The organism is Paracoccus sp. Z118 (genome assembly GCF_019061185.1).
Classification (GTDB): Bacteria; Pseudomonadota; Alphaproteobacteria; order Rhodobacterales; family Rhodobacteraceae; genus Paracoccus.
This window is the reverse complement of sequence record NZ_JAHQZU010000006.1, coordinates 17,502-32,914: the sequence shown is the minus strand read 5'-3', so window position 1 is coordinate 32,914 and position 15,413 is coordinate 17,502. Positions and strand designations below refer to the sequence as shown.

Sequence of the window (15,413 nt, the reverse complement as noted above, 5' to 3'; positions counted from 1 at the left end):
CTTGGATTGCGGTGCTCACACGTCATTCAGACATGGGAGGGACCGAGCCTCGGAGCGCCTGCTCAATCTCAACGATCCAGTCCGCTTTGGTCCCGCGCCGCTCCCGCGCCTCCCGGAGCAAACTGAGATTTTGAGCGGTAGTTTCAGGTTCGAACGGCTCGCGGATGGTGGCCAATGCGTCGGCAAGGGCGTTCTCTGCTGCCAAGCGGTCAGCCTCCACGACTGCGAGCTCGAGCAGGGTGGCGTGGTCCCAATAGTCCGGGTGCCCGGCGGCGATGCGGCGCTCGACGGCGTAGCGGACAACCGGCAGCAGGCGGGCTTGCTCTTCCGTGAGCGGCGGCTCGGCGAGCTCCATCAGGGTCACCGCATTGACCCCTGGATAGGCGTCACGCCAGTCGGCCTCGAACCCGCGGCGATAGGCGTCGATCGCCTTACGGAGCAGGCCGCGGGCGAGCGGGCCTTCGCCGGCAACTTTCCAACGGTCCTTCAGCACGCGCCCGAGAATGCCATAGGTCTCGCTGCTTGGACCACGCTCGGCGATCAGCCGCTGAAGGATCTCGGCAGCCTCCTCGCCGCGGCAGGCGCGATTTAGCGCCATCGCTCGCTGCTCGAGTACCATCGCGGTCTTGGCGAGCGGCGGCGGCATCGCTGCGGCGACGCGGACCACCTCCTCCCACGCCTTCGTGGCGCGGTAGGAGAGCATGAGGTCGATCAGCACCCCAGCCTCGGCATCGGCGAAGCGGCCGACGTCGCGCTCGACGGCGCGAACCGCCGCGGTTCCGTCCTTGCGAGCGCCGACGAGCCGGCGCTTGACCTCGGCAGCGTACTCGACCTGACGACGGAAGACGTCGGTCTTCTCGTGGGCGATTTCCGGATAGTCGTCGACGAGCTGCCAAAGCGGGCTGTCCTTGTCAGGACCTCGAGCCTCCACCAGGCGGCGGGTCAACGCCTGACAGTTAGTCTCCGGGTCCGCAGGCCCACCGTCTTGGCCGAGCCGGTACGGCAGTCCGCGCAGAAGGCCGACGTCGAAGGGCAGTCGCTCGATGCCCTCGGCAAAGATCAGGACGGTCGAGCGCTCCTTGGCGGCATGGCGGACGCCGAGCTCGTAAAACACGTTGGCGTTGGCCGTCGTCAGGTCGGCGACGGCGTACTCGCAGAGCAGGAGGCGCTCGAACATCGGCTTATGGATCACGCCGCCCGCCTGTTCCTCGTCCGCTCGGATCGGCTCCAGCTCCGCCGCCTCTATCGCAGGGCGGATCAGCTCGGCATAGACGCGATCGAAGTTGATCGTGGTCCCGTGACCCGCCGGCTTCTCGCCGAACGGCATCAGCACGAAGCAGAGGGGTTGTTGCGCCATCGTCGTCTCCAGAGGCAGCGTTTCAGTGTCCTACCGCCATGAAGGCCTGCGCACTTTTTCATTAGCCCCGAGAACACTTTGGCAGACCACGAACAACTTTGGGAGTCACTTGCTTTGACGGTGAAGAAAACCTCGCCGCCCGATCGACTTGTCAGGTGCCGGGGTCGTCCTTGAGGACGTGGATCCTGCGCCGATCGAGTGGACGGGGTCAGCCGCAATGCGCTCCAACTCAACCGATGAACGACCGGACATTCTGCTGCGAACCACTAACAAAAATTCTCGATGCATCGGCCCCGAGCAGACACAATCCTGCTATAGTGGCGCGATTGCTTCTGGAATCACAGAGGATCCAGGATGTCCATTTTCGACAGGGATGAGATCACGGACCCGGCCGCGGCGCACAACTTCATTGATGGCATCGATCTCCCGCGACTGACACCAGCCGCGCGGGAAGCTCTAGCCGCCGAAACGGGTGGCGCACCGCCGGTTTACCGGGATGGCGAAGTCCAGGCAGTCGCGGTCGGCTCGCAGATCGCCGAGTTCACCGCTGACGTTCCAGCGGCGCTGCGCCCGCAGATCGCCAATGCTTTCCTGCTTGCGCAGCTCGCCGCCAACCGCGCGGTGGAGACCGCCTCCGGCGGCGGCAGTGCTTGGTACCGAGCCTATGTCGAGGTCCTCGCCAACACCGGATGGATCCTTGAGCGCGACGAGTCGTCCGAGCGGGAAATGTCTGGCACATCGAACGAGGTGCACAAGGAGATTATCCCGCTGCTGACGCTGCTGCTCGGCCCTGGTGTTGCTGCGGCCGCGATGGTCACCGCTGTACTCGAGGGCCTGTCAAACATGGACCAAGACAGACCCTGGGTCACCCTCTTCGACCGAGGGAGCGGGCGGGCCTCGGGCAACCAGTTCCAGATCAGCCACGCTGCTGCCCCGGACGGTGCGGCTCCGCAGGTTCGCCTCGTCTGCTTCGAACTTGAGGCCACGAAGTCTCTGACGCAGGTCCTGTTTTTCAAGTCCTCCGGCACGCGAGCCGTGCTGCGCGGGTTCGGCGCCGGCCTTAGCCTCAATTCGGCGGTGTTCGACCGCAACAAGGACCTAATCGAGGACAAGGTTGCCGACTACGTCGCTGGGTACATCCGCGGGATCGAGCTGTGAGCGCGACCGGTGGCGATGGCGACGGCGCGGACGCCTTCGTGGAACGTGCCGAGGCAGCCGTGGGGCTGCTTCGCTCGCGGCCGACAGACGAAGTCTTCGCCTTGGCGAAGGGTCTGCTGAAGGAATTACGGGACAGGCGCCAGTTCGAATGCCTTGTCAAGCTCGCGGAGGCCGCTGCCCGAGTGCGACCGGACGATGCAGAAATTGTAAGGCATTACGCTCAAGCACTTATCGAAACCGGCTCCTGCTTGCCAGCGATTGCCCTCCTCGAACGCGCTCTTCGGGCGCCCAGCGTCGGGGCGGTGGATGCGGACGAGCTGCAAGGATTGCGTGGCCGCGCGCACAAGCAGATCTACATGGATTGCGCCGATCATTCTCTGGCGGAGGCTGCTCGGGCCATTGAGCAGGCTGTCGTGAGCTACCGGGTGCCGTTCGAGCACAACCCGGCGAACCACTGGCACGGGATCAACCTCGCTGCGTGCCTGTACGCCGCACAGCGTCGCAAGCTTAATCCAGCACCTGACCTTGGTTTGCAGAATGTTGCGCGCGAGGTGCTGGCGGTGCTTAACAATACTGTCGCCGACGACCGCGACGCCTGGTGGTGGGCGACTAAGGCCGAGGCGCACGTCGCACTCGGCGAGTGGGACGATGCCGAAACCGCGATCGGCGTCTACGTCCGCGACGAAAGCGTCCCGCCGTTCAACTTCGCCAGTACCATGCGCCAGTTCCGGGAGGTTTGGGAGATCCAGAGGGACGGCCCGCGCGGCGAGACCCTGATGCAGCTCCTCGACGCTGCTCTAGCGGCGCGCGAATGCGGCGTCCTGTCGGTCACCCCGGACCACGTTCGCGCCATGCGCTTCGCCGATGCGCCGAGCGGCGAACAGGCGGAAAAGGTGCTCGGCGACACAAATGCAAAAACGTTGAACTGGTACCGCCAAGGGCTTGACCGGGCGGTTTCGGTTGCCGCCATCCGCCGTCTGCATGGCCGTCGCTTCGGGACGGGATTTGCCGTCCGCGCCGGCGACTTCGGCCTCAAGCCGACCGGCGATGCGCTGGTCCTCACAAACCATCATGTCGTCAATCGGACAGGATCTGACGACGCCGAGCGACCCGAGAACATCGAGGTTCTTTTTGAGGCGGCCGAGGGTGCCGCCCGCGGACCTCACTTGGTGTCGGAAGTCCTGGCGGAGTCGCCCTATGCCGGACTCGACTACTCGCTCCTGAAGCTGGCCGGCGACGGCTCGCAGGTGCCGACGGTGCCGATCGTCGATCTGTTGCCTAGCGTCGAACCGCCAACGCGCGTCTACATTATCGGTCATCCCAGCGGGGACGAGATGCACATCGCTTTCCAAGACAACCGCCTGCTCGACCACGAAGGACCGCCGGACGGGCTTCCACCGACTCCCGGCCACTGCCGAGTGCACTATCACGCGCCGACGTCACCCGGAAGTTCCGGCAGCCCCGTTTTCGACGAGGCTTGGCGCGTTATTGCCCTCCACCATGCCGGCGGCAAATACGACCCGCAGAGTTCGCTGCTGGGCATGCGCCGGCTCAACGGCAAGTCTGGCCGCTACTCGGCCAACGAGGGGCTTTGGATCGTCTCGGTCGTCGAGGATGTAAAACGGCAAACCCTGCCATCTTGATGATCAAAGTCAGAATGAGGAGGAATTATGGACAAGCAGCAAGTCATCGAACAGCTACGCGCCGAAATCGAAGCAACACGGGCCCGGATCGACGCCGCCCCCGAAGCGGCGGAATCGCTTGACCGGCGCGGGGACGATACGGCTGAATTCACCGCCGCCGAAGAGGTCCGCTACCTCGAAGAACTACGCGATGACCTTGAGATCACTGAGGCGACGCTGGACGTGCGCGAGATCGAGGCCGCGGCCGACGTTGAGGCAAGGGAGTCTGCCGGCGACGGTCTCGCGGTCGTTGTCGGTCACACCCGTTCAAGCCCCGGCGCCCAGGGCAAAGCACCACCGCTGCCGCGCAATCCTGACACAGCTCGATACGAGTATACATGGAATAGCAAACTCGCGGAGATGATCAAGGAAAGGGCCGACGCGAGTGGAATTCGCTGCAGCGTCTTCTTCCGTGACAGCGGCGGCATCACCGGCGCCTACGCCAGGGTCCGGCAATGGCGCCCTGAGGCGACGGTGGAACTCCACTTCAACGCCTTCAATGAACGAGCGCGAGGGACCGAGACCTTGTTCGCGCTCCCTCGCTCGCGTGCATGGGCGCAGGCGCTACAGGACGAGTTCGTTGCGCTTTACGAACGGAGAGGCTCCCTTGATCGTGGGCTAAAGGATCGTAGCGGTGGCGGGCGCGGACATCTCAGCCTGACGCAGATAGCGCCGTCGGCCCTGATCGAACCTTTCTTCGGGGATGAGGCGTCAGACGCTGAACTTGGCGAGCGAACGAAGGAGCGTCTAGCGGAATCCATCATCGTGGCCTTCGGAAAGATTCGGGCAATGCCCCTCGGTTGACAGCATACAAGCAGCGGCGGCTTTCGGGAGCGTTGAGGGCAAACCGCAATGTTGGAGCAATGGAACCTCAACAAGATTCAAGCGCGCCATAGGCGCATACATACCGCTCGGCGCCTTTCCGGACCTCTTGCGCTTGCGTCGCCAGCTGTGGCCCTCTTGCCACTAGCTTTGTATACTACACTCGGAGCTACGCTGTCGGCGTCAGGTTTTCACCCCGTCTTAGCGCTATTTTCTGCACTGTTCGTCCTGAAAGCATGGCTCAGGCATGCATGTTTCCAGCTTTGCAGTAAGCTGCTGGCCGCTTTGTATGCGTTTTCGTCGATCCTCCTCCTCGCCTGCCTAGTGTTTTTAACGCCGTATCTGTACATTGCAGTATTCTCCTTCGGCAACAGCTCAGTGGTGCTTCATTCTGTTCCTTATGCGTTTTGGGAGTTTCTAATCCCGCTGATCACCGTCGCGCTCCTAGCCCAACTTCTAGCCCCAATGTTGTTGTTCGCGAGAGCTCTTGCTTCCGTTGTTCGGTTGACTGAAGGCGAAAGAGCTTTACTTGCCTCTAAAGAGAAACTAATATCCGCACTGAAGCTATCTACAGTAATTGGGCTGCCGCCCTTTGCAAAAACGATTAGGGCGGGAAAGAGGCGAGCATACCTTCTCTTCTCTGCTTCAGCGCTGACGCTGGCGGCGGCCTTCTCTATCGTACAGGTGGCGGTTCCCAATTATGCCGTCACCGTCACCGCAGTGACCGAGGCTGCATATAACGACGGCAACAACAACCAATCCAGCACCGTAGGTAACGTGGAGCTTGCTGGGATGGTTATCTCGGAATTCATTTTGTTTTCCAGCCCCCTCATGATGATTTTGCTGCTGCGATTTAGTGCGCGACTTCGAGGAGCGGCTCGCCAGGAGGCGCGGCAGACTCTTTCCGAGGCGCGGAAAGCAGATGCGCGCCCTCCCGTTTTATTTCTGAGATCTTTCGATGACGATCAGGTTGCACTTGAATTGCGAGGTAGTGGCTTAGCGACGAGAATGCTTCGTATCGGAGAGCCCTTGCGATCTCTTGATCACCTCATAGTCGAAGAATTCAGCCGCTTTGGGCCAGTCGTCGCTCTTGGCCGTCCCTCGGATAAGCATCAACCCTTTGGCGCGGCTAGACAGTACCTCCACTGTGGAGACTGGAGAAGCCAAGTAAGGCGGCTAGCTCAGGAGGCGACGGCAATTGTGGCGGTTTCTGGAACCACTCCCGGGATGCAATGGGAACTCGACCTCCTCGCCGATCCAATGCTGCGAGAGAAATCGCTTATTCTCGTGGGTCCGAAGCACGCTGCTTGTCCAGAGTTGGCGCTTAAGTTACTCCGGCACCCAGGCCCATTGGATCGAGTGCCAAACTGCCTTGGCATCTTCAGCTCTGGCGGTAAAGCAATCGCCATCACAGGCAGTAACGCCAATGAGTACGCGTATAGGGTGGCGATAACGAAATTCTTCATGGGGCTACCTAGCGAGGCCTTGGGGTCCCGGCCAAGGACAAAGACCAGCAGTGTGTCGCCGGTCGTTCCGGAACCGGGAGCAACACAGCCAGCCCTTCGCGAAAACCCAAGAAGCCGCTCTGAGGCTTCAGCATCGGTTGTTGGGCAAAATGACGTTACTCTATAGTTTCGAACCGCTCGTCAATTCGATCGATTCACTCACAGATCGTGGGGGGGATGGAGTGGAGGGCGGATTTTTTGTGCCGAAAGTAGAGCGACCATGCCCCCGTGCGTTGCGGCGGACGCTCCACGCAGCCCTGCGTTCACCGCCGCCCCCGCTTCCAGTCATCGAGCCGGGCGTAGATCGTGACCGCGATGCCGCCGAGAGCCACGGCGATGAGCACCCAGCGCAACGTGTCGAGATACGGCACGAGCGGCAGAATGGCGGACTGGGTCTCCGCCAGGACGCTCTGCGCGACCTCCACGCCCGCAGCACTCAACGTCGCCACGCCAGCGGCGCCACCGCCCTTCATGGTGCGGCTGGCGGCCAAAACCTCGCGCCCTGGTCGCGTTTCTTCCGCGAAGGCACTCGCCCGGACCGGGAAACGCTCGCCCCACTGCCGCGCCGGACCGAGATCGACATGGATGAACCCCGATCGCGGATAGAAGCCGAACCCAAGGAACCCGACCTCCCGCGCGGCCGCCTCAAAGGCCACCGGGTCGTGGTTCGACATGGCTATGTCGAAGGCGGCGCCGTCGAGGTGCTTGGAGCGGGTCGCGCCGCCCACGGCGCGGTTGTGCTCGGGGCTGCGATAGGCGGAGCGGACGATCAGCGGCTTGCCCAGCCGGTCGCGCAGCGCTTGCAGCTTGTCGAGCGCGGGTTCGTTGACCAGCAGCTGACCGGTGCCCCGGCAGGCGATCTCGGCCGGGCTGAAATTGGGCCAGCGCCAGGATCGCTCGGGCACGTCTCGCCAGTGGCGGTAGAAGTTCGCCGTCATGGAATCCTCCGAATAACAAAAAAACCCGCCTCAAGGGCAGGTGCGGTCGGTCGAGCAGGTCGGATGATGCGGCTCTACGGACCGCCGCCAAAGATCTTGAGCTTGATGGCGATGCCCGCGAGCAGCGCCAGCATGACGCCGGTGGTGATCATGCGGACGGCGGTCTGCATCGCGGTGCGGCGGACCAGCCGGATGCAGTCCACGAGGGAGCGCAGATCGCGGATGTCGAGCGCTGCCTCGTCGCCGTCGAGACCGACATCGGCCAGCGCACGCTTCGCGCCTTCCTCGGCCGCCCGGGCAAGAATTGCCTCGAACTCGGCGTCGGGCATGCGCACGAAGCCCTCGGATCGGGGTGGTGTCATCGGATCCTCCATGCAGCTCATCCGAGCGGGATGCAGCTGGCTGGGATGGGATAGCTGAACTGCGATGCCAGAGAGCGCAGCGAACCGCCCTCGTTTGGCTCGCGGCCCTGAATTACGGGATACCAGACGCTGCCGACCCCGGCGGCATAGGTGGGCGACTGCGTATCGGGATTGTTCGACCAAACCCCGTTTTTCCCGACCCAGAGACCCCGCGTGGCCGGATCGAAGGCGAACATCAGAACATCGGCGGGACGATAGGAGGCCATGCCAGTCCTGACGGAACCAGGCGAGCTGCCGTCTGTCGACCAGATGGAGCCGTCTCCACGATAGCCGATACTGCCGAGGTTCAGCGGGTTTGACGAACCCCAGGACGATCTGTGCTCTTCAGTCACGATCCCCATGTAGCCGTTGTAATTCGTCGTCGGCGTGAGCCCGGCGGAACACTCGACCTCCCAATATCTCTTGCCGCTCGAGAACGAATTAACGGTAGGCACGAAGCCCTGTAAATTCTGCCCGCCGATGGCGTTGACGACCGCCAATCCGCCGCGCCAGGTTTGATAGCCCGCCTGCGTCCTCGTCGCATCCAGCAGCCAAGCGCCTGCCGGCGGCGCCACCGTTGCAGGGGGAACCGGCAGAAACTCCACCGACCAGAAGTTTGCATTCCAGTTCGCAGGAGGCACCATGTGCAAGTCTATCATCCGCTCGGACGTGTTCTGCGCCCGGAACGCGGCGAAGCGGTAGCTGGTGCTGGCCGGAGCCAGAACCTGGTAGGGTGCATTCACTGTCCCCAAGACGTCCGAGCCAATCGTCCCCGAGAGCAGGAATCCCATCCCCGAGATGTCGAGATCGTAAAGCGCCGGCGCGAGCCAGGCGCCGACAACGCCCCTCCAGACCGACTGTCCAACGCGGCCAATATAGTTCGCCCCGCGCAAGGCGATCAGGAAGCCATAGGCGCCGGTCCAGCTGATCGTTTCGCTGGACGACGTCGCAACCTTCACCTGCATCCGATAGCCCCGGTAACCAGAAAGGGGGGCACTGGCCGTAGCCCCCTCTGCGGCAGAAACGACATCGGAGTAGCCGGCAAGCAAATCAGGCGGAGTCGTGCTTTCCCGATTTGCGATCATCGCCACGAGCAGGTCCCCGGGCTGATGCGTGGTCAAAGACAGCGTCCGGCTCCCGTTCGCAGTCTGGTTGGCAATGGCAACGCCATCCACGAAGCTCACAGGCTCGACCACCGGCTCGGGCGGCGCAGCGCCGGCGCCGGTGCTGAACAGGCTGGAGAACAGAAGCGGCATCACAAGAGGCTCCCGGCGATGGTCACGGAAATGCCGGCAATGGTGGTATCGGCCACCGAGGGCGCTACGAAGCGCACCACATCGCCTGGCTGCCAGCACCACCGCGGCGGCGCCTGCCGTTGCGAAGGATACGGCCCCCGCCGTGCTGATGGTGATCGTCCCCACGGACACCCCATTGCGCGTCACGTCGATCTCAAAGGACGCAGCTGGATTGACATCGACATGCCCGGCCGACCCGGCTAAGTCCGCCGGCAGCGACACGGCGCGCGGGATCGTGACCTTGCCCAGCGTTTCAGAGGCGCCAGGCGTTGAAAAGGTCAGCATGCCGAAGTCATAGACCTGCGCCGGCGCGGCAGACGCGCTGCCCGCCACGCTCACCCCGCTGCCCGAGCTGTAGAACACGCTCTGGATGCCCGCGCCCAGCACGACCGTCGCGCCGCTCGCGTTCTTGACGGTCACCTGCCGCCCCGTCGCGTTCTGGATCAGCACCATCCGCGGGACGGCCGGCAGCAGCAGCGTAAAATCGCCCGCCGGTGTGCCGGTCAGGGACAGGCGCACATGGCGCCGTGCCTGATCCGAGGTAACCGAGATCGAGCCGCCGGCCGAGCAGTCGATGCCAAGCGACGCCGTGATCGCCAGATCGAGCGCGTCCGTTGCGTCGTTGATGGTCACCTCTTTCTGGTTCTGCGAGGCGGCGACATGAGGCGCGGCGAGGTTGGGGCTGGGCATCAGGCAATCTCCAAGGTGACGGCGCGCGGCAAGCCCCGGCCGATGACGGCGCTCATCTGGTAGATGACGACCGAAAGGGTTGCGGGAATGGCGCCGAAGTCGGCCGCGATGTCGCCGCTCGAATAGGTGACCGTCGGGCTCGAAGCCGAGAGCGTGCGCAGCACCGCCCCCCCGGGCCCAGCGAGAATGTCGACCTCGTAGGCCTCGCTCGCCTCGGCGAGTGGGACCGTCCCGGTGCCATCGCGCAGCTCGCCGCCGATCCGCGTCCGTCTGATCCAGGACAGGACGATGCTGCCGCCCGACACCACGCCTCGCGGCTGCGCCACCGCATAGGGCATCAGGTCCCGGCCGGTATTGGTCCGCGTGAGGGTGTCGGCATCATCAAAGAGTTGGCCAGAGCCGACCGCGCGCCAATAGCGCGACACGCTCAGATCGCCCAACGCCACGGTCAGGCCTTCCATCGCGGCCGGGTCGAGCAGCACGAAGGTCTCCCCGGCCTGATGCCCGGTCGCAAACCCATCGGTCCCGCGACGGCCACGCAGCAGCCCGCGCAGCACGAAACCACCACCCGCAACCGGCGCCACCTCGCGGAACTGGATCACCTCGGGCTCGCCGTTCGCCTTGATCACCAGCGCCGCATTGGCCCCGTTCAGCATGGCCTCCTGCGTCACGCTCTCGAGCCGATCCGCCCCCGTCGTCATGAACACGTGCAGCGCGTTCACCTCGTCGGTCGCAAAGACCGAAGCCGGATCCCCGAGCGCCGTGGCGGTAGCGCCATAAGCGATCTCGCGCGTTAGCCGCTTGGTCATGTCCCAGACGGCCATGTCCTGGCTCCTGTAGACCGAAGCCCCGGGCCAGTTTGCGTCCCCATAGCCGCCAGCCATGAGATAGACGCGACTGCCGGCGCCGCCGGTATCATCGACATCCCGCAAGAGCGGCACGTCAGGAACGATCAGCCGCGTGAACGGATCGCCGGCCAGCACCTGCGACGGCCGACCGCTGCCCCCATCGGCAATCAGATCGACCGTGTAGCTGGCCGCCTCCTGCGACACCGACTTGATGGACAGACTGTAATCGGCCCCGACGTCCAGGCGCTCGATCCGTGTCCGAAGCAACGCCCCGCCGGGCAGCGTGACGTCCACCACGTCCGTCGGCTCGAGCAGCAGGTAGTCGCTGGGCAGGAGCGCCTCGTGCCGGCTGCGCTCGATCCAGGCGGAATAGAGCACCTTTGCCGCGATGTTCTTTGCCGTGCTGGCCGTGATCGCCATGGGCAACTCGAACGCAAGCTGGTTGCGCGACGACATCGTCTGGAAGGGCATCGACACCCGTTTTTGCTGCTGGGCGCCCTGACGGTAATCCAGCTCCGAATCCATGTGGATCACGTTGACCCGCTCGGGCAGCTCCACGTCCTGCGTGCGCTGCTCCCGCCACGTCTCCCCGCTCTCCGCATCAAGGGTCATCAGCAGATCGGCATCGAGTGTGGCCACCGGCGCCCGGCCGCGCTTGCGGAACTTCAGCAGATCGTCGCTCTCGACGCCGTCAAAGAAGAACGCCTGCGCCAAGGGCTCGATGGAAGCCCACACGCTCGAGGGTCGCGCTATCACATAGCCTGGGACGACATCGGACAGCTCGGCCGTCTCGATATCCCCGGCCACAAGACCGGCCCGACCGCACAGTTCCGACACGATGCTACCGACTGTCGCGCCCTCACCCCCGCTGCGGTTGAGATAGAGCCGCGCAACCCCACTGGCGGTGGACCCCTCAACGATGGAGTCCGAGACGGAGTCGTAATAATAGAAGCCCCGCACGCTGATATCGTTCGGCCATCTTTCGTCGTAGATCAGCGCCCCCGTGGTGGTGTCGAGCTGGATCACCCGATTGCTAATGAGCAAGGCCCAGCGGCCGCCCTGCAGCCGGTCTGCTGATGGCACCCGAGTATAGATGGGCATGGAGGGAACAAGGGTCTTCCAGAGGATGCCGAAGCCGTCGCGCCACTTCACGGCGTAGACATTGCCGGGGCTGCCCCCGTTGGACATCCGCACCTGAAAAATCAGGCTGTCGTCTGTCGGATCATAGGACAGCCGGCCCGCCGGGTTGTAAAAGCCGGTTGCCCCCGCCTCGATCTCCGAGGGCGAAAGGCTCGCGCGCTTTTCAAAGGTCACGCCCATGGTCAGCTGCAGCGCCGGATCATAAGAGGCGCCCGGCTGGACCCGCATACGATAGAGGCCCATCTGGGCATGGTTGGTGCCGCTGCGCGCGCTGCCGAGAACCCAGCCCTCGCCAAAGCCGGCCCCAGACGCCCCGCCGGCAACCCCGGCCACTTGGGTCTCGTCAATCTTCTGGCCAGCGCCCCAGACATACCGCATCCCGTCCGCAGCCAGCAGCCCGACGTCACTAAAGAGCGAGCCGGTCAGCAGGAAGTCCGAGCGCCCCGGCGCGCCAAAGGCGGTGATCATGCCCATCAGCTGGACATTCGCAAAGCTCGTGGTCGTGTTGACCAGAGAGTAGTAATTCAGCTCGCCGAACCGCGCCACCTCGCGCAGGCTGTCGGGCTCCACCCGGATGACGGGCACGGTGTTGGATGCGCCCCCGATGCTCATGTAGAGATAGCCGTCGGGACCGCAGAACAGGGCGTGCGGCCCAGTATACGGCCCCTCTGCGGCAATGTCGGACAAGAACTGCTGGCGATCCTCCTTCATCGTGCGAAGGTTAACCCGGCGGATACCCCAGCTGGGACTAGAGGAGACGACGTAGGCAACGCCGCGCGTCCAATCGATGGCGCACTCGTCAACCTGATAGGTCGACCCAAAGATCCCACCCTCGTCTTGCGAAATCTGGTCCAACCCCTGCCAAGGCTGCAGAGACAATCCGGCAAAGGTGATCTCAGCCGTGATGTTGGGAATTCGGTTTCCGAAATCGCCCAGCGCCAGGTCCTCGAACACGAGATAGCACAGCCCACGATGCGCCGGCACGTTGCCCGCGCCCTCGACCGACTCGATCAGCGGATCGGGCAGCTGCGTCTCGGAGCCCGGATGAAAGCGCATCTTGAAGCTCGACTTCGCAATGCTCGCGCCAGTGCCGCGCTTGTCATAGATCAGCTTCCCATCGGCCCAGAGCCGCAGGACATCCTGCGCCTCGCCCTCCGCGAAGGCGATGGCGAAGGAGGCGAAGTAGGAATAGCTGGTGACCTTCTGGCCGCCGCCCTTGCCGACGCGCTCCGAACTCTTTTCCTCGCGGATGCCGGCCGACCAGATGATGTTGCCCGCCATGCGGATGGTCCCGAACCCGATAGGGATCGGCGCCCCATAGGCCGACGACGTGACCGTCAGATCCGAGAGCCGCGGGCCCTCCTGATCCGGCGTCTTGCTCAGCAGCAAGGAGCCGACGGTCGATCCGACCAGCCAGCCGGCCTGCCAGCCGAAGCCCAGCGCCGCAGAGCCCCAGGCCCCCAGACCCGCAACCGCAAGAACCGCCATGGATCAGAACCCCCCGGCGCCCGGGAACCGGAACGCGAACCGCAGCTTGCCCTGCCACTCGCCTGAGAAGGGCTCCTCGATCACCTTCTGCCGCGGCGCGTGCGCGTGGATCACATGCGGCACGCCATGCCGCTCGGACATGATGCCGGTGTGGCAGGGATAGACCGTCTCCACGAACACCAGCACATCGCCCGGCATGGCTGCGCCGAGCGGGATCTCCGAGAAGTTGGCATGGAAGTGCTCGAGAAAGCCCATGCCCTGCGCCCGGCGCGTGTAGCCGGTCACGTCATACTCGGGCAGGCCCATCTCCCGCGCCACGCAGACCAGCAGCCCGACGCAATCGATCCCGGCGCGCGAGCGGCCCTGATGGCGGAACGGGACATCGAGCCAGCCGCGCGCTGCCAGCACCGCGCGGGCATGCAGAAGGGGATCATACGGCATCGGGATAGCTCATGGTGGAGTCGACGCCGGGCACCAGAGGCTCGCCGCGAAAATTCAGGATATTGGAGAAGCGGCCCTTGCAGGTCGCGAACCGCTTGTCGCAGCCCGGCACCGCCGTGAAGGCATCCCCAACCGAGATGGGATAGGCCACCGGGATAAACAGCTCGAACGCGCCGGTGGCCAGCGTCCAGGTCTTCACCTCAACGGATCGGCCCGCGTTCGGCCCGGTGAGCCAGGTCACCACCCCGCCCGAAAACCATCCGTCGGCATCGCCGCGTCCTCGACCGCGCCCGTGAAGGTGGCCCGAGCCGTGACGCTCTCGACCATCCCCGGCCGCGTCCAGGCCTGCTCGGCGACAAAGGTGGCGGTCCCATCGACCGTCGCGGCCCCGAGACCTTCCGCATAGGCGGGCTGCGAGGCGGCCGTGACGCCGGCGACGGAGCAGCGGAAGGACATGATCCCGTAGGGCCAGGCGCCAGACCGAACCGGCACACGTACCATATCGCCGACCGCATAGCCCGTCGATCGCTGGATAACCGGCGGCAACACCGGCACCCTGCATCTCGCGTCGCCCAGATCGGCCCGGCACTCGGCCGAATACAACTCGCCAATCTCCTGCTGCAGCCTCTGCGTCATGCCCCGCAGCTCGCCCCGGAACATGCCGTTGCCGGCAAGCGTCACCTCGCCAAGGTGGCCACGCCGCAACCGCAGCGCGCCCATGCTCGGCGCCTTCCAATTCACCAGAAAGATGCGGACCTCGGCGAAGTCGAACAGCCCAGCGCGCATGTCCTGCTCGGTGATCTCCTCGTCATCGAGGAAGCCATCGATGTCTAGGTTGTCGACCGCGAGCTGCGCGTCCGAGCTGATGGCCGTGCGGGAATAGCCGACGCTGGCCCGGTAGGTTTTGCCGTCGAACAGCACGTCCCGATCGTGATCCGTGAACAGGAACTCCCTTCCATCCCGGCGCAGGATCGACCAGCAGGTGGCGAGGGTTGTGACCGGACCGGCGAGGTGCGCGGCCAGAGCAGGTGAAACCTGTTTCACAGCTTGATCTCCACGATAGGGATCTGGCCCCAAGTGCCGTGCTCGTAGTGCTCGAGGCTCAGCGCCATCTGGTCCGTATCGAAGCGCACTGGTACGTCGAACTCGCACTCGGCCGCGACGACCGCCCCGGCTGCCGGCGCGGAACTGAAGGTCACGAGGCCCGTCGACGTGCTGACCGACACCCCGGTCTGCCGGAGCACGCCGCCGATGAAAACCCGCACCGTGCCGGCAACCGGCTTCGTGATGGTCCGCACGACCTCGGCGCCGCCTGACGTATAGCGCTTGACCAGCTGGAAGGTTCTGGCCGTCCCGTCGCCCACGCCCAGGGGAACCTGTGCCGGTGTGCCGAAGTCGGTCCAATCCTTGAACCGGAAGCCATAGGCCCGACCCTGCCGGGCGCGGAAGAAGGCAATCAGCTCTTCAAAATCGGTCCGACGCTTGATGCCGCTGCCGACGTCCCAGCGCCCGCGCGCCTGCTCCCAATTGACGTTGCGGCGCTCAAAACCCGCGCTCGTCGTGATGATGGTGGTCGCATAGCCCGGCCCGCCGGTCGCGCCACGCGCAATCGCGTCAGGAAACCTGACCTCGTGAAAACCGCTCATGT

Annotated in this window: 13 protein-coding genes; 4 read left to right on the top strand and 9 right to left on the bottom strand. The window is 64.4% G+C overall.

The annotated features are described in order from the left end of the window. Positions 1-22: 22 nt before the first annotated feature. Positions 23-1,357 (bottom strand): TRAFs-binding domain-containing protein, encoded by a 1,335-nt coding sequence (locus KTN05_RS06650; protein WP_217328613.1) that lies wholly within the window; start codon positions 1,355-1,357, stop codon positions 23-25. 354 nt (positions 1,358-1,711) lie between these two features. Here KTN05_RS06650 and KTN05_RS06645 point away from each other — a divergent pair, with 354 nt between their 5' ends. The 4 genes from KTN05_RS06645 to KTN05_RS06630 all read left to right on the top strand — a co-directional run bounded on the left by KTN05_RS06645 (position 1,712) and on the right by KTN05_RS06630 (position 6,651). After that, positions 1,712-2,515: a hypothetical protein gene (locus tag KTN05_RS06645; RefSeq protein WP_217328612.1), complete on the top strand. Its 804-nt coding sequence runs from the start codon at positions 1,712-1,714 to the stop codon at positions 2,513-2,515. Further along, positions 2,512-4,158, top strand: coding sequence for a serine protease (locus KTN05_RS18650; RefSeq protein ID WP_217328611.1), 1,647 nt, complete (start codon positions 2,512-2,514; stop codon positions 4,156-4,158). Before KTN05_RS06645 ends, KTN05_RS18650 begins: the two co-directional genes overlap by 4 nt. A 27-nt stretch (positions 4,159-4,185) precedes the next feature. Beyond that, positions 4,186-5,001, top strand: a complete 816-nt coding sequence (locus KTN05_RS06635; protein ID WP_217328610.1) for an N-acetylmuramoyl-L-alanine amidase — start codon at positions 4,186-4,188, stop codon at positions 4,999-5,001. A gap of 168 nt (positions 5,002-5,169) precedes the next feature. Next, on the top strand, positions 5,170-6,651 hold the full coding sequence (locus KTN05_RS06630; RefSeq protein WP_217328609.1) for a hypothetical protein: 1,482 nt from the start codon (positions 5,170-5,172) through the stop codon (positions 6,649-6,651). Positions 6,652-6,787: 136 nt separating this feature from the next. Here the strand turns inward: KTN05_RS06630 and KTN05_RS06625 are convergent, their stop codons facing one another. The 8 genes from KTN05_RS06625 to KTN05_RS06590 all read right to left on the bottom strand — a co-directional run bounded on the left by KTN05_RS06625 (position 6,788) and on the right by KTN05_RS06590 (position 15,411). After that, positions 6,788-7,462, bottom strand: a complete 675-nt coding sequence (locus KTN05_RS06625; RefSeq protein ID WP_217328608.1) for a D-Ala-D-Ala carboxypeptidase family metallohydrolase — start codon at positions 7,460-7,462, stop codon at positions 6,788-6,790. 74 nt (positions 7,463-7,536) lie between these two features. Further along, positions 7,537-7,791 (bottom strand): DUF6127 family protein, encoded by a 255-nt coding sequence (locus KTN05_RS06620; RefSeq protein ID WP_217328607.1) that lies wholly within the window; start codon positions 7,789-7,791, stop codon positions 7,537-7,539. Positions 7,792-7,841: 50 nt separating this feature from the next. Next, a complete protein-coding gene (locus KTN05_RS06615; protein WP_217328606.1) occupies positions 7,842-9,848 on the bottom strand; it encodes a hypothetical protein in 2,007 nt (668 codons plus the stop codon). After that, a complete protein-coding gene (locus KTN05_RS06610) occupies positions 9,848-13,324 on the bottom strand; it encodes a phage tail protein (RefSeq protein WP_217328605.1) in 3,477 nt (1,158 codons plus the stop codon). Before KTN05_RS06610 ends, KTN05_RS06615 begins: the two co-directional genes overlap by 1 nt. A 3-nt stretch (positions 13,325-13,327) precedes the next feature. Next, the gene (locus tag KTN05_RS06605) at positions 13,328-13,765 is read right to left on the bottom strand and encodes an NlpC/P60 family protein (RefSeq protein ID WP_217328604.1); all 438 of its coding nucleotides are present in this window, start codon (positions 13,763-13,765) and stop codon (positions 13,328-13,330) included. Continuing rightward, positions 13,755-14,006, bottom strand: a complete 252-nt coding sequence (locus KTN05_RS06600) for a phage BR0599 family protein (RefSeq protein ID WP_217328603.1) — start codon at positions 14,004-14,006, stop codon at positions 13,755-13,757. Before KTN05_RS06600 ends, KTN05_RS06605 begins: the two co-directional genes overlap by 11 nt. After that, positions 14,003-14,842, bottom strand: coding sequence for a DUF2163 domain-containing protein (locus KTN05_RS06595; protein WP_217328602.1), 840 nt, complete (start codon positions 14,840-14,842; stop codon positions 14,003-14,005). Before KTN05_RS06595 ends, KTN05_RS06600 begins: the two co-directional genes overlap by 4 nt. Beyond that, positions 14,806-15,411 (bottom strand): DUF2460 domain-containing protein, encoded by a 606-nt coding sequence (locus tag KTN05_RS06590; protein ID WP_217328601.1) that lies wholly within the window; start codon positions 15,409-15,411, stop codon positions 14,806-14,808. The genes KTN05_RS06595 and KTN05_RS06590 overlap by 37 nt, the downstream gene beginning before the upstream one ends. Between the last annotated feature and the right edge of the window lie 2 nt (positions 15,412-15,413).